This window comes from Azonexus sp., from assembly GCF_041909095.1.
GTDB lineage: Bacteria > Pseudomonadota > Gammaproteobacteria > Burkholderiales > Rhodocyclaceae > Azonexus.
Genome location: NZ_JAYREB010000001.1, coordinates 1,141,637 through 1,156,103, shown reverse-complemented (window position 1 = coordinate 1,156,103; position 14,467 = coordinate 1,141,637). Strand labels below are relative to the sequence as shown.

General features: G+C 63.8%; 15 protein-coding genes. 9 read left to right on the top strand and 6 right to left on the bottom strand.

Annotated features, from left to right (window positions below):
• Window positions 1–37: 37 nt before the first annotated feature.
• Window positions 38–835, bottom strand: coding sequence for an exodeoxyribonuclease III (locus tag ACE3OV_RS05520; RefSeq protein ID WP_374325832.1), 798 nt, complete (start codon window positions 833–835; stop codon window positions 38–40).
• Window positions 836–879: 44 nt separating this feature from the next.
• Between ACE3OV_RS05520 and pyrE the strand changes: the two genes are divergently transcribed.
• Window positions 880–1,521 (top strand): orotate phosphoribosyltransferase, encoded by a 642-nt coding sequence (gene pyrE, locus ACE3OV_RS05515; RefSeq protein WP_374325830.1) that lies wholly within the window; start codon window positions 880–882, stop codon window positions 1,519–1,521.
• The gene (locus tag ACE3OV_RS05510; protein WP_374325828.1) at window positions 1,514–2,158 is read left to right on the top strand and encodes a hypothetical protein; all 645 of its coding nucleotides are present in this window, start codon (window positions 1,514–1,516) and stop codon (window positions 2,156–2,158) included. Before pyrE ends, ACE3OV_RS05510 begins: the two co-directional genes overlap by 8 nt.
• On the opposite strand, the gene gatB is transcribed toward ACE3OV_RS05510, so the two are convergent.
• From gatB to gatC, 4 genes are read right to left on the bottom strand one after another with little or no spacing between them, the layout of a single operon-like run.
• Entirely contained in the window at window positions 2,124–3,575 is a 1,452-nt protein-coding gene (gene gatB / locus ACE3OV_RS05505; RefSeq protein WP_374325826.1) for an Asp-tRNA(Asn)/Glu-tRNA(Gln) amidotransferase subunit GatB, read from the bottom strand. The two genes, ACE3OV_RS05510 and gatB, sit on opposite strands and share 35 nt — an antisense overlap.
• A gap of 12 nt (window positions 3,576–3,587) precedes the next feature.
• Window positions 3,588–4,121, bottom strand: coding sequence for a hypothetical protein (locus ACE3OV_RS05500; RefSeq protein WP_374325824.1), 534 nt, complete (start codon window positions 4,119–4,121; stop codon window positions 3,588–3,590).
• Window positions 4,118–5,575, bottom strand: coding sequence for an Asp-tRNA(Asn)/Glu-tRNA(Gln) amidotransferase subunit GatA (gene gatA / locus ACE3OV_RS05495; protein WP_374325821.1), 1,458 nt, complete (start codon window positions 5,573–5,575; stop codon window positions 4,118–4,120). The genes ACE3OV_RS05500 and gatA overlap by 4 nt, the downstream gene beginning before the upstream one ends.
• Complete coding sequence (gatC, locus tag ACE3OV_RS05490) at window positions 5,572–5,859, bottom strand: Asp-tRNA(Asn)/Glu-tRNA(Gln) amidotransferase subunit GatC (protein ID WP_374325818.1); 288 nt, start codon at window positions 5,857–5,859, stop codon at window positions 5,572–5,574. The genes gatA and gatC overlap by 4 nt, the downstream gene beginning before the upstream one ends.
• A 105-nt stretch (window positions 5,860–5,964) precedes the next feature.
• Between gatC and ACE3OV_RS05485 the strand changes: the two genes are divergently transcribed.
• From ACE3OV_RS05485 to ACE3OV_RS05460, 6 genes are read left to right on the top strand one after another with little or no spacing between them, the layout of a single operon-like run.
• Window positions 5,965–7,008 carry a rod shape-determining protein gene (locus ACE3OV_RS05485; RefSeq protein ID WP_374325816.1) on the top strand — a complete coding sequence of 348 codons (1,044 nt, stop codon included), beginning with the start codon at window positions 5,965–5,967 and terminating at the stop codon, window positions 7,006–7,008.
• 31 nt (window positions 7,009–7,039) lie between these two features.
• Window positions 7,040–7,954 carry a rod shape-determining protein MreC gene (gene mreC / locus ACE3OV_RS05480; protein WP_374325814.1) on the top strand — a complete coding sequence of 305 codons (915 nt, stop codon included), beginning with the start codon at window positions 7,040–7,042 and terminating at the stop codon, window positions 7,952–7,954.
• Complete coding sequence (mreD, locus tag ACE3OV_RS05475) at window positions 7,954–8,475, top strand: rod shape-determining protein MreD (RefSeq protein ID WP_374326235.1); 522 nt, start codon at window positions 7,954–7,956, stop codon at window positions 8,473–8,475. The genes mreC and mreD overlap by 1 nt, the downstream gene beginning before the upstream one ends.
• Before the next feature lie 9 nt (window positions 8,476–8,484).
• Complete coding sequence (mrdA, locus tag ACE3OV_RS05470; RefSeq protein WP_374325812.1) at window positions 8,485–10,422, top strand: penicillin-binding protein 2; 1,938 nt, start codon at window positions 8,485–8,487, stop codon at window positions 10,420–10,422.
• Window positions 10,409–11,512, top strand: coding sequence for a rod shape-determining protein RodA (rodA, locus tag ACE3OV_RS05465; protein WP_374325810.1), 1,104 nt, complete (start codon window positions 10,409–10,411; stop codon window positions 11,510–11,512). Before mrdA ends, rodA begins: the two co-directional genes overlap by 14 nt.
• A complete protein-coding gene (locus ACE3OV_RS05460) occupies window positions 11,509–12,426 on the top strand; it encodes a septal ring lytic transglycosylase RlpA family protein (RefSeq protein ID WP_374325808.1) in 918 nt (305 codons plus the stop codon). The genes rodA and ACE3OV_RS05460 overlap by 4 nt, the downstream gene beginning before the upstream one ends.
• 6 nt (window positions 12,427–12,432) lie before the next feature.
• On the opposite strand, the gene ACE3OV_RS05455 is transcribed toward ACE3OV_RS05460, so the two are convergent.
• The gene (locus ACE3OV_RS05455) at window positions 12,433–13,335 is read right to left on the bottom strand and encodes a response regulator (protein ID WP_374325806.1); all 903 of its coding nucleotides are present in this window, start codon (window positions 13,333–13,335) and stop codon (window positions 12,433–12,435) included.
• 124 nt (window positions 13,336–13,459) lie between these two features.
• Here ACE3OV_RS05455 and ACE3OV_RS05450 point away from each other — a divergent pair, with 124 nt between their 5' ends.
• Window positions 13,460–14,467, top strand: coding sequence for a peptidase U32 family protein (locus tag ACE3OV_RS05450; RefSeq protein WP_374325804.1), 1,008 nt, complete (start codon window positions 13,460–13,462; stop codon window positions 14,465–14,467).

Below are 14,467 nucleotides of genomic sequence, written 5' to 3'. Positions count from 1 at the left end.
TTCAGGGATTACAGGTTATCCCTTCCGCTGGCGTAAATCAAATCGCATTGTCCGTAATCCGGTAGTCGTAATCGACAACCAGCGGCGCATGGTCGGAAAAACGCTGCTCCTTGTAAACCGAGCCCTGACGGGCAGTGGCGGCGATCCCCGGGGTGGCGATCTGGTAATCGATCCGCCAGCCGACGTTCTTGGCCCAGGCCTGACCGCGATTGCTCCACCAGGTGTAGGCAGCCTCGCCTTGCTCGGGATAAAGGTGGCGATAGACATCGACCCAGCCGAGTTCGTCGAACACCCGGGTCAACCAGGCGCGCTCTTCCGGCAAGAAACCCGAGTTCTTCTGGTTCGACTTCCAGTTTTTCAGGTCGATCTCGCGATGGGCGATGTTCCAGTCGCCGCATATCACGATTTCCCGCCCTTCCGCGCGCAAGGCCTGCATCTGCGGCAAGAAGACGTCGAGGAAGCGGAACTTCGCCGCCTGGCGCTCGGGCGACGAGGAACCAGAAGGCAAATAAAGGGAGATCACCGACAGGTTGCCGAAATCGACACGCAGATAGCGCCCTTCGGCATCGAATTCGCCGCCATCGAAGCCTTCGACAACACCACGCGGCGCCGCCTGTGTCCAGATGCCGACGCCGCTGTAACCCTTCTTCTCGGCGCAGTGATAGAAAGCATGCATGCCGTTTGGCGCCAGCATGCCTGGCGCCAGATCCGGCAACTGCGCCTTCAGTTCCTGAAAGCAGACGACATCCGCCTGCTGCTCAGCCAGCCAGGGCTGGACGTTTTTGCTCCACGCGGAGCGGATGCCATTGAGGTTCAGGGAGATGATGCGTAACATTGCGAGACTCTCGGTCGTTTTTTTTCGACTGATACTGGAGATTTATGGATTTTCGTCAGGAATTCATCGAATTCGCCGTCGCCTGCAAGGTGCTCCGCTTTGGCGAATTCACCACCAAGGCCGGGCGGCAGTCGCCCTACTTCTTCAACGCCGGCCTGTTCAACGACGGCGCGTCACTCGGACGGCTCGCCGGATTCTACGCGAAAGCGGCACAGACCGGCGGCGTCGCCTTCGACATGCTGTTCGGCCCGGCCTACAAGGGTATTCCGCTGGTTGCCGCGATCACCATCGCGCTCGCTGCCGACGGCAGCAACTATCCGTTTGCCTTCAACCGCAAGGAAGCCAAGGATCATGGCGAGGGCGGCAGCATCGTCGGCGCCCCGCTGGCCGGCCGCGTGCTGATCGTCGATGACGTGATCTCGGCCGGCACCTCGGTCCGCGAATCGGTTGAACTTATCCGCGCCGCCGGTGCCACACCGGCAGGCGTGCTGATCGCCCTCGACCGTCAGGAACGCGGCCAGGGTGAACTTTCGGCGGTTCAGGAGGTGCAGCGCGATTACGCTATTCCGGTGGTCGCAGTCGCTGGTCTGCGCGACCTGATGACCTATCTTGAAAACCATCCCGAATTCGACGCGCACCGGGCCGCCGTCGCCCGCTACCGCGAACGTTACGGTGTCGATGTCTAAACTCCCCTTCGCCCTCCTGCTGATTGTACTGAGCGCCCCAAGCCTCGGGGCGAACGAGTACTACTGCTGTACTGATCCAGCAAACAGCCGACGGGTTTGCGGCGACACGCTGCCGGCGCAATGCCGGGGACGCGCCTATCGCGTTTTCGACCGGGCCGGCAATCCAATCAGGGAAGTCGCCGCCGCCATGACACCGGAAGAAAAGGCCGCCGCCGCCGTCGCCGCGAAACGTCAGCAGCAACTTGAGGAGCAAAGGCTGGAACGACGGCGCATGGACGCCGCCCTGCTCTCGACCTACGCCACGCCCGAAGATATCGACATGGCGCAGAACAAGGCAGAAGGCGACGTCAACCTGACGATCCGCGACGCCACCGAGAAGATCACTGAATTGCAGAAGCGGCTCAACCGACTGAACGCCGAAGCCGAGTTCTACAAGCGCACGCCAATGCCCCAGGTGCTGGCCAGCGACCTGCACACGGTGAATCACGAAATCCGGCTGCAGCAGGAACTGATCGAGGTCAAACGCAAGGAACTGGCCAAGATCCGCAGCAAATACGACAGCGACCGCCAGCGCTACTACGAGCTGACTGGTCGCCGCTCGCTCAGCCGGCCAGTTTCTCCTTCAACAGCGCGTTGACCTGCTGCGGGTTGGCCTTGCCCTTGGCCGCCTTCATCACCTGACCGACCAGGGCGTTGAACGCCTTTTCCTTGCCTGCCCGGTATTCGGCCACATTGCCCGGGTTGGCGGCAATGACTTCGTCGACCAGCGCGGCGATGGCGCCGCTGTCGGTAATCTGGCGCAACCCCTGGTTCTCGATCACCTCGTCGGCGCTCGCCCCCTCGCCGTTCCACAACGCCTCGAAAACCTTCTTGGCGATGTTGTTGGAGATGGTGTTGTCGGCGATACGCTGGATCAAGCCACCCAGTTGCGCCGCGCTGACCGGCGACTCGCCGATCTCGCGGCCTTCCTTGTTGAGACGGGCGGCCAGGTCGACCATCACCCAGTTGGCGCAAGGTTTGGCGTGGGCCGCGCCGGCGATGCCGACCGTGGCTTCGAAATAGGCGGCAATCTCCTGGCTGGCGGTCAGCGTCGTCGCGTCGTAGGCGGAGAGGCCGAACTGCGTCATGAAACGCTGGCGTTTCTGCGCCGGCAGCTCGGGCAATTCGCCGCGTACCCGGTCGATCCAGTCGGCCGGAATCAATAGCGGCAGCAAGTCGGGGTCGGGGAAATAGCGGTAATCGTGCGCATCTTCCTTGCTGCGCATCATCCGGGTCTCGCCGCTATCCGGGTCGAACAGCACGGTGGCCTGCTGGATGGCGCGGCCTTCCTCGATTTCGTTGATCTGCCACTGGACTTCGAAATCGATCGCCTCCTTCAGGAAGCGGAAGGAGTTGAGGTTCTTGATCTCGCGCCGGGTACCGAAGGGCGCCCCCGGCCGGCGCACAGAGACGTTGGCGTCGCAGCGGAACGAGCCTTCCTGCATGTTGCCATCGCAGATGCCGATCCAGCGCACCAGCGCATGCAGCGCCCGGGCATAGGCGACGGCCTCGTCGGAGGAACGCATGTCGGGCTCGGTGACAATCTCGAGCAGTGGTGTGCCGGCGCGATTGAGGTCGATCCCCGACTTGCCGTGAAAATCTTCGTGCAGCGACTTGCCGGCGTCCTCCTCGAGGTGGGCGCGGGTCAGGTTGACCGTCTTCTCGTAGGCCTTGTCGCCACTACCGACGGCGACGGTGATCGCCCCACCCTGCACCACCGGCAGTTCGAACTGGCTGATCTGATAGCCCTTCGGCAAATCCGGGTAAAAGTAGTTCTTGCGTGCGAACACCGACTTCGGTGCCACATGGGCGCCGATCGCCAGACCGAAGCGGATCGCGCATTCGACCGCCTTGCGGTTGAGCACCGGCAACACACCGGGCAGCGCCAGGTCGACGGCGCAGGCCTGGGTGTTGGGCGCCGCGCCGAAGGCGGTGGAGGCGCCGGAGAATATCTTGGACACGCTCGAGAGCTGGGCATGGGTCTCGATGCCGATTACGACTTCCCACTGGTTCATGGTTTCATCCGTTCAATGACAACGTCCGGTCTTCGCATCGACGATGACCGGCCACAGGTACTGGAACGCCTGGCCGTCGCAGGCCTGCGGACAACTATTGAAGGCAATCGTCACCTCCTTGCCCTGCTCCCACATGCGCACCGTGCAATCGCTCTGCGTCTTGTGCCGCAACAGGACCTGCGGCAGCTTGGCGTCCTGCTTGAAATCATTGGCATTGAAGCGACAGGCGCCGTGCCCCTTCATGCTCACCTGAACATCGAAGGCCTTGACGTCGGCTTCCTTGACCAGCAGGTTGAGGCGAGTCACGGTGCCGATCGCGTCCTTGTGTGAACAACGCGAACGTACGTTGAGCGGACGCGTCGGCTGCGGCTTCAGGTTACGCTTGGCCAGGTACTTCAAGGTCGAATTCTTGAATTCCGGCGATTTTGCGGCACTCGGCGCAGATTCCACAGGTGCCGGCGCCGTCGCCTCGGGCGTGGGCGCCGGTGGCGTCGCGCAGGCGGCAAGCACAGCAACCATCAGGCCCAGGGTCAGACGCTGCTTCATGCGATGCCCGCCGGACGACGCAGATGCCAGTCGGTGGCCTGCTGATAGCGATGCGCGACATTGAGCAGGCGGGCCTCGGCGAAGTAATTGCCGATCAGTTGCAGGCCGACCGGCAGCCCGTCGGCAAAGCCGCAGGGAATCGACATGCCGGGCAGGCCGGCGAGGTTCACCGCAACCGTGTAGATATCGGACAGGTACATCTGCACCGGATCGGTCGACTTTTCGCCAAGCCGGAACGCGGTCGACGGCGAAGTCGGCCCGAGGATGACGTCGCAGGACGCGAAGGCAGCCGTGAAATCGTCGGCGATCAAACGGCGGATACGCTGCGCCTGCAGGTAATAGGCGTCGTAGTAACCGTGCGAGAGAACGTAGGTACCGATCAGGATGCGCCGCTTCACCTCGCCGCCGAAGCCCTGGGCGCGGGTTTTCGCGTACATGTCGTCGAGGCTGCCGTAGTCCGGCGCGCGATAGCCGTAGCGGACACCGTCGAAGCGGCTCAGGTTGGAGCTCGCCTCGGCCGGCGCGATCACGTAGTAAGCCGGCACCGAAAGATGGGAATTGGGCAGCGAGACGTCGACGATGATCGCGCCGAGCCGCTCGTATTCGCGGATTGCCTCTTGCACCGCAGCCATCACGCCGGCATCGCAACCGGCGGCGAAGAACTCACGGGGCAGGCCAATGCGCAGACCGGCCAGCGGTTGTTCGAGGTCGCGCGTGTAATCCTCGGCCGGGCGGTCGAGCGACGTCGAATCGCGGACATCGAAGCCGGCCATCGCGTTGAGCAGCAGCGCGCAGTCTTCGGCCGAGCCGGCCATCGGACCGCCCTGGTCGAGCGACGAGGCGTAGGCGATCATGCCGTAGCGCGAGACCACGCCATAGGTCGGCTTGAGGCCGGTCAGGTTGCACAGCGCCGCCGGCTGGCGGATCGAGCCGCCGGTATCGGTACCGGTCGCCGCCGGCGCCAGGCGGGCAGCGATCGCCGCCGCCGAACCGCCGGACGAACCGCCGGGAACGCGCTCACGATCCCAAGGATTCTTCACCGGACCAAAGTACGAGCTTTCGTTCGACGAGCCCATCGCGAACTCGTCCATGTTGGTCTTGCCCAGCGAAACCAGGCCGGCCTCGCCATGCATCCTGGCGATCACCGTCGCGTCATACGGCGCGACGAAGTTGGCGAGCATCTTCGAACCACAGGTCGTCGTCCAGCCTTCGGCGCAGAAGATGTCCTTCTGGGCGATCGGAATGCCGGTCAGCGGACCGCCGCTGCCCGCCGCCAGCCGCTGATCGGCCGCCGCCGCCATGGCCAGGGTCTTTTCCCGGTCGATGGTGATGAAGGCGTTGATTTCAGGATTCAGCCGGGCGATGCGGTCGAGGAAGAGCGAGCTCAACTCGACGCTGGAAATTTCCTTCGCCGCCAGTGCCTGCGACAGTTGTTTCAAACTCCGGCTAATCATTCAATCACCTTCGGCACGAGGTAGAGACCGGCCTCGGTTTCCGGGGCGACGGCCTGGAAGGCGGCGCGCCGGTCGGACTCGCTGACGACGTCATCGCGCAGGCGCTGGCCAAGATTCTGGGCGTGGGCCATCGGCTCGATGCCCTGGGTATCGACCGCCTGCATCTGCTCGATCAGCGCGAAGATGCCGTTGAGATGGGCTTGTGTGGTCAGCGCTTCGGATTCGCTGACCTCAATGCGGGCCAGATGGGCGATCCGCAGAACCTGTTCTGTAGTGAGCGACATGGCTTGAAAAAGGCTTTTTGCAGCGCACAAAGCCTTATAAACGAAAGCGTTGTAAGGTATCATAAAAGCTTTATCTACCGCACCCCCCAACGCGGAGCTCAACAGATGTTCGGATTTCTCTCCAAGTATTTTTCCAACGACCTTGCCATCGACCTCGGCACGGCCAACACGCTGATTTACGTGCGTGGCCGCTCGATCGTCCTCGATGAGCCGTCGGTCGTTGCGATCCGCCTCGAAGGCGGCCCCAACGCCAAGAAAACCATCCAGGCCGTCGGCCGCGAAGCCAAGGAAATGCTGGGCAAGGCACCCGGCAGCATCACCGTGATCCGGCCCATGAAGGATGGCGTGATCGCCGACTTCACGGTGACCGAGCAGATGCTCAAGCAGTTCATCAAGAAGGCGCACGATTCCAAGCTGTTCTCGCCCAGCCCGCGCATCATCATCTGCGTGCCGTCGGGCTCAACCCAGGTTGAACGCCGCGCCATCCGCGAATCGGCGCTCGGCGCCGGCGCCAGTCAGGTGTATCTGATCGAGGAACCGATGGCGGCCGCCATCGGCGCCGGCCTGCCGGTTGCCGAAGCGACCGGCTCGATGGTCGTCGACATCGGCGGCGGCACCACCGAAGTCGGCGTCATCTCGCTCGGCGGCATGGTCTATGCCGGTTCGGTGCGCGTCGGCGGCGACAAGCTCGACGAGGCGATCATCAATTACATCAGCCGCAACTACGGCATGATGATCGGCGAGAACACCGCCGAAAACATCAAGAAGAACATCGGCTCCGCTTTCCCGGGCGCCGAGATCAAGGAAATGGAAGTTTCCGGCATCAACAAGGCCGAAGGCATTCCGCGCAAGTTCACGATTTCGTCGAATGAAATCCTCGAGGCGCTGACCGATCCGCTCAACCAGATCATTTCTGCCGTCAAGTCGGCGCTGGAAAAGACGCCGCCGGAACTCGGCGCCGACATCGCCGAGAAGGGCATGGTCCTGACTGGCGGCGGCGCGTTGCTGCGCGACCTCGACCGTTTGCTGATGGAAGAAACCGGACTGCCGGTGATCGTCGCCGACGAGCCGCTGACCTGCGTCGCTCGCGGCTGCGGCATGGCGCTGGAAAAGATGGACAAGCTGGGCAGCATCTTTGCCTCGGACTGACCGGCCGACCCCCTCCCTGCAGGATTAAGCGATGGCCGGCTCCGACCACGCACCGCCACCGTTTTTCAAACGAGGGCCAGCGCCGCTGGCCCTTCTGACTTTCTACATCGCGCTGTCATTGGCGCTGTTTTTTGTCGACCTGCGCCTGCGCAGCCTCGACCTGTTGCGCCAAACGGTCGCCCTGGTCACCGATCCGATCCAGCGCATCGCCCAGATGCCGGGCGGCCTGGTCGACAATGCCGGCACTTACCTGCGCGGCCTGGACAAGCTGCTCGAGGAAAACCGCAGCCTGAAGCAGGCCCAGTTGCAGACCGCCCCCAACCTGCTGCGCCTGGAACAACTGGAGAGCGAAAACGACCGCCTGCGCAAACTGCTTGCCGTCAAGGAAAGAGAAAAAGCCCACGGCGAGGTGGCGCGCATAATGTACACGGCGCGCGACCCCTTCACTCGCCGTATCATCATCGACAAGGGCCAGCAAGCGGGCATCATCGCCGGCCAGCCAGCGATCGACGAGGCTGGCGTCGTCGGCCAGGTGACCCGGGTCTTTCCCTTCTCCGCCGAAATCACCTTGATCACCGACAAGGACCAGGTCGTCCCCGTCCAGGTTGTTAGAAGCGGCCAGCGCTCGGTCGTCTTCGGCCTTGGCAGCGGCGAACTCGAACTACGCTACATTCCGGCCAATGCCGACATCCGCGAAGGTGACCTGCTGGTCACCTCGGGCCTGGACGGCATCTACCTGGCCGGGTTCCCGGTGGCCAAGGTGGTCAGCATTGAACGCGACAATTCCTACGCCTTTGCCCGCATCCGCTGCGCCCCGGTTGCCGCCGTCGAGAACTTCGGCGAAGTCCTGGTTCTCGCCCCGCGCGCCTCGCAACCGCCTCCGCCACCGGATTCGCCCGGCCGCGCCGGCAACAGCGGCACACCGGGCCAAGCGGAAAAGAAATGATGCAGCCGACCTTCTCCTCCTCGCGCATCCTGTTGCCGGTCCGGCCCTGGTTCATTGTCGCCAGCCTGTTTGCCGCGCTGCTTGCCAACTTCCTGCCGACCGCCCACTGGCCCGGCATTCCCGACTGGATCGCCCTGGTCCTCTGTTTCTGGTGCATCCGCGAACCGCGCCGGGTCGGCATGGGCTGGGCCTTTTTCCTTGGTCTGGCGATGGATGTCGCCGACGGCGCAGTCCTCGGCCAGCACTGTTTCGCCTACGTCCTGCTTGCTTACTTTGCCGCCGGCCAGGCGCGCCGCATCCTGTGGTTCCCGCTCGGCCAGCAGGCGCTGCAGATCTTTCCGCTGCTGCTTGCCTGCCAGGTCATCCAATTGCTGATGCGCTTGTCGACCGGTGCCGATTTCCCCGGCTGGGGTTACCTGATCGGCCCGCTGAGCGCCACCCTGCTCTGGCTTCCTGCCACCTTCCTGTTGCTGCTGCCCCAGTACCAGCCGGTGGAAAGGGATGCCAACCGTCCGCTCTGACCTGAACCCATGAGCGAATTCCACCAAGGCGAACAAGACCCCGACCGTTTCCGGCGCCGGGTCCTGTTCGCCGGCGCTTTCGTCCTGAGCTGTTTTGCACTGCTCTTCGGCCGTTTTTTCTATCTGCAGATCCTGCAGCACGAGTACTACACCACCCGCGCCGAGAGCAACCGGATCTCGCTGGTCCCGGTGATGCCCAACCGCGGCAACATCGTTGATCGCAACGGCGTCATCCTGGCCCGCAACTATTCCGCCTTCACGCTGGAAATCACGCCGTCGAAAACCCTCGGCCTCGAGGAAACCATCGACCGCCTCGGCGAAATCGTCGAAATCCAGCTCAAGGACCGGCGCCGCTTCAAACGCCTGCTCGAGGAATCGAAGAATTTCGAATCGATTCCGATCCGCACCCGCCTGACCGACGAGGAAGTCGCCCGCTTTGCCGCCCATCGTTACCGCTTCCCCGGCGTCGAGGTGAAGGCCCGCCTGTTCCGCCAGTATCCCGAAAACACCCTGGCCGCCCATGCCATCGGCTACATCAGCCGGATCAACGCCAAGGACAAGGAGATGATCGAGGCCAGCGGCCACGACGCCAACTACAAGGGCACCGAACACATCGGCAAGGTCGGTCTGGAAGCCAATTACGAGTTCGAACTGCACGGCACCGCCGGCTACGAACAGGTCGAAGTCGACGCTGGCGGGCGGGCGGTGCGCATTCTCTCGCAAACCCCGCCGGTTCCCGGCAACAACCTGAGTCTGACCCTCGACGCCCGCCTGCAGTCGGTTGCCGAACAGGCTTTCGGCAACCGCCGCGGTTCGCTGACAGCGATCGACCCCAACAATGGTGCCGTCCTTGCCCTGGTTTCCGCGCCAGCTTTCGACCCCAACCTGTTTGTCGATGGCATCCGTTACGACGACTGGGACGAACTGAACAACCATCCGGACAAGCCCCTGCTCAACCGGGCGATCTATTCGACCTATCCACCAGGTTCGACCTTCAAGCCGCTGATGGCGCTCGCCGCGCTGAGCACCGGCAAGCGCACGGCGCATCAGGCGATCGCCGATCCAGGTTACTTCCAGTTCGGCAACCGCCGCTTCATGGACGACAAGGTCGGCGGACATGGCATCGTCGACATGCACAAGTCGATCGTCGTCTCCTGCAACACCTATTACTACGTTCTCGCCAACGACATGGGGATCGACAACATCGCCCGCTTCATGGGCGAACTCGGCCTTGGACGGCGCACCGAGATCGACATTCCCGGCGAAGCCACCGGCATCCTGCCGTCGCCGGAGTGGAAGCAGAAGCGCTTCAAGAAGCGCGAGCAACAGAAATGGTATCCGGGCGAAACCATCTCTATCGGCATCGGCCAGGGTTACAACGCCTATTCGACGCTGCACATGGCGCATGCGCTGGCCAACATCCTCAACTATGGCAAGGTCTTCCGCCCCCACCTCGTGCATAGCATCACCAACCCGACCACCGGCCAGGTCCGCATCGTCGAGCCCCAACCGATCCGCGCAATCCCGTTGAAGCACGAGCATGTCGAGGTGATAAAGCGCGCCATGGCCGGCGTCGTCCTCGAAGGCACGGGTGCCCGTGCCTTTGCCGGTGCCCCCTATGACTCGGGCGGCAAGACCGGAACCGCCCAGGTCTTCAGCCTGAAAGGCGGACAGCGATACGTTGCCGGCCAGGTCCGCGAACGGCTGCGCGACCACTCCTGGTATGTTGCCTTCGCCCCGGTGGCAAAACCGAAGATCGTCGTCGCCGTGATGGTCGAAAACGGCGGTTTCGGCGCTCAGTCGGCAGCACCGATCGCCCGCCAGGTCTTCGACTACTACCTGACCGGCAAGCTGCCCGGCGGCCCGGCGCCCGAAGTCGAAGCGGCCGACGGCGTCGGCGATGCGGATGCGAGCCTTGCCGTGGAGAAAGCCGATGAAGCTGATTAGGCGCATCATCCAGAACCTGACGGCACACCTCGACATGCCGTTGTTCCTGATCGTCCTGGCACTGATGACGATCGGCCTGGCGACGATTTACTCTGCCACTGCCAGCGATGGTTTCTGGAAGCTGGACCGGCAACTGGTCAACATCGCCGCATCGACCGCCGTCATGTTCGCCGTCGCCCGCACGCCGCCGCAGTCGCTGATGCGCTGGGCGGTACCGCTCTACCTGCTGGGCCTGATCCTGCTCATCGGCGTCGCCCTCTTCGGCATCGTCGTCAATGGCTCACGGCGCTGGCTGTCGCTCGGTTTCGTGCGCATCCAGCCGTCCGAAATCATGAAGATTGCGATGCCGCTGATGCTCGCCTGGTATTTCCACAAATACGAGTCGATGCTGCGTGCCAAGCACTTCGCCGTCGCCAGCATCATCCTGCTTTTGCCGATCGCCCTCATCCTCAAGCAACCGGACCTCGGCACCTCGCTGCTGATCGGCGCCGCCGGTTTCTTCGTCATCTTCTTCGCCGGCCTGCCGTGGAAGGTGATGTTCGGGCTGGCCGCCGCCGCCGGCGCCGCCATGCCCTTCGCCTGGAGCATGCTGCATGACTACCAGCGACGGCGCGTGCTGACCCTGCTCGACCCCAGCTCCGATCCGCTTGGGGCCGGCTACCACATCATCCAGTCCACGATCGCCATCGGCTCCGGCGGCACGCTCGGCAAAGGCTGGCTGAAGGGCACCCAGACCCACCTCGAATTCATTCCAGAAAAGCACACCGACTTCATCTTCGCCGTCTTTTCGGAGGAATGGGGTCTGCTCGGCAACGGCATCCTGCTCGTCCTGTTCACGCTGCTGATCGGTCGCGGCCTGATGATCGCCGCTGCCGCGCCAACCATGTTCTCGCGCCTGCTGGCTGGTGCCCTGACCCTGGTTTTCTTCATCTACGCCTTCGTCAACATGGGCATGGTCTCGGGTATCCTTCCCGTGGTCGGCGTGCCGCTCCCCTTCATCAGCTACGGCGGCACCGCGCTGCTGACGCTGATGCTGGGCATCGGCATCCTGATGAGCATCCATACCCACCGCATGCTGGTCAAGAAATGAAAGACACCTGGCGCCTGCTCCTTCCCTGCCTCCTGCTCGCCGCTTGCGGCAGCACCCCCGAGCCCGTCGCGACAACGGAACGACCGACGGCGAGCGCCAGCCGGCCAGCCTCCCAGCCTCCCAGCCGGCGCTGGGGCGGCGGCTACTACAAGGACGACGGTCCGGGCGACGAGATCCCGGCAAACCTAGACCAGACGCCCGACGCGGTTCCCCGCTGGGAACCGCTGCACAAGCCGGCGCTGCGACCTTACGAAGTCTTCGGCACCAGCTATGTCCCGCACACCAGCGTCCGCCCCTACAAGGCCCGCGGCATCGCCAGCTGGTACGGCAGGAAGTTCCACGGGCAGAAAACCTCGATCGGCGAGCCTTACGACATGTTCGCCATGACCGCCGCCCACCCGACCCTGGCCCTGCCCTCCTACGTGCGCGTCAGCAACGTGCAGAATGGTCGCTCGGTGGTGGTCCGCGTCATCGATCGCGGCCCTTTCCACGCCAGTCGCATCATCGATCTTTCCTACACCGCCGCCTACAAGCTCGGACTGGTTCAGGGCGGTAGCGGCGAAGTCGAGGTCGAGGCGATCATCCCCGGCCAGGAAACCGCCACCGCCTACGCTCAGGTGGCGCCGCCGGCCGCGCCCAGCGTCGTCGCCATGCCAGCGCCAGCGGTCGAGACTGCGCTGCCGACCGGGATTTACCTGCAGCTTGGCGCCTTCGCCAACGCCGACAACGCCGACAACCTGAAACGGCATCTGGAACGGGAATTCGACTGGATCGAGGCAAACATGCACATCCTGCGTGCCAACGGGCTGCATCGCCTGCAACTCGGCCCCTACGCCTCGCGTGCCGCGGCGCAGGCGGTCGCCGAGCGCTTCCGCAGCAGCCTCGGCTACCAGCCGACGATCGTCACCCGCTGAAGCCGCTTACACCGCTGCCGGCAAATCGACGGTGGCAACGACGACGTTGCCGCAACCTTCGTACTGCAGGCGGCTGAAACTGGTCATCCGGGCCATGGCAATCCCCCGGCCGTTGGGGTCGAAGACGCGTTCGGGGTCGAAATCGAGGAACTTGCGCCAGTCGAAACCGCGCCCCTGGTCGGCGATACGGAAGGAAATCGCCGCCGCCGACCGCTCGACGCGCACGCTCGCCCGCCGCTCGCAGAATTCCGGCTGGGCGAGCCGCTTGCGGATTTCACCCTCCCAATCGCCATCCCACTTGAGTAGCGACTTTTCGCGGTAGGAAATTCCCAGGTTACCGTGTTCGACCGCGTTGACCATGAGGTCGGACAAGCCGGGTGCAACGCGGTCGGGTTCCGGACAGATGCCGGCCAGCACCGGCACCAGGCAGGAGATTTCTTCGAGCGTGGAAAAGCCGTATTCGGCGCAGACGAGAAGCTTCTGCGCTTCCTCGATGTGCGTCGCCAGCGTGCGCAGCGAGACGCGGGCCCGGCGATCCTCGAGCGCGGCGCGGACGATCGAGATCAGCGCTTCCGGCGCATAGGGCTTGGTCAGGTAGTAATAGGCGCCGGCTTCCAGCCCCTCACGCACCTGTTCCGGCGCCGAGGCCGCCGTCTGCATGATCACCGGCACGTCGGCAAAACGCCGGTCGGCCTTGACCCGGCGCAGGAACTCGATGCCATCCATGCCCGGCATCATGCGATCGAGCACGACCAGCGAAAAATCGCTGTCGGGTGCCGCCAGACGCTGCCAGGCAGCGAGCGGATCGGCGAACAACTCGAGCGCCAAATGCTCCTGCTCGAGAAAATCCTCGATCAGCATCAGGTTGATGGCTTCGTCGTCGACGACGAGAACACGGTTATCCGACATGAAGCTGAGTTCCAAGCGAACGTTACGTGCGCCAATCCTAGCACGAGCCCGGCCTTTGATGCGGATCAACGGCAGCCCGACACGAGTCGCTATACTTCCCCGCTTCACCTGCCTGGAACCAGCCATGCCCCAACTGCCCGACCTCGTCTGTCCGGCCGGCAGCCTGCCGGCCCTCAAGGCCGCTGTCGACAACGGTGCCGACGCCGTCTATCTCGGTTTCAAGAACGATACCAACGCGCGCAATTTCGCCGGCCTCAACTTCGATCCGAAGACCATGGGCGAAGGCGTCCGCTACGCTCACGCCAAGGGTCGCGAGGTGTTGCTGGCAATCAACACCTTCCCTCAGCCTGGCCGCGTCGGCGACTGGCACAAGGCGGTCGACGCGGCGGTCGACCTCGGCGTGGACGCGATCATCCTTGCCGATGTCGGGCTGCTCGACTACGCCAGCCGGCGCCACCCGCAGCAGCGCCTGCACCTGTCGGTGCAGGGCTCGGCTACCAGCTACGAAGCGATCAACTTCTGTCGCCGCGAATTCGGCATCCGCCGCGCGGTCCTGCCGCGCGTGCTGACGCTGGCCCAGGTCGAGAACGTCATCCGCAACACCGAGGTGGAGATCGAGGTCTTCGGCTTCGGCAGCCTGTGCGTGATGAACGAGGGTCGTTGCTGGCTGTCGTCCTACGCCTGCGGCGAATCGCCGAACACCGTCGGCGCCTGTTCGCCGGCCAAGTACGTCAAGTGGGAAAAGCAACCGGGGGCGATGGAAACCCGCCTCAACGGCATCCTGATCGACCGCTTCGGCGACAACGAGCCGGCCGGCTACCCGACGCTGTGCAAGGGCCGCTTCGAGGTACGCGGCGAGACCTATTACGCGCTCGAAGAACCGACCAGCCTCAACGTCCTGGAAATCCTGCCGGAGATCGTCAAGATCGGCGTCCGCGCGATCAAGGTCGAAGGCCGCCAGCGCAGCCCGACCTACGTCACCCAGGTCACCCGTACCCTGCGCGCCGCCCTCGATGCGCTGCGCGACGGCACCGAGCGCTACCACGTGAAACCGGCCTGGCAGGCCGAACTGGCCAAGGTTTCCGAAGGCAACCAGGCAACACTGGGCGCCTATAACCGCCCCTGGAGATAA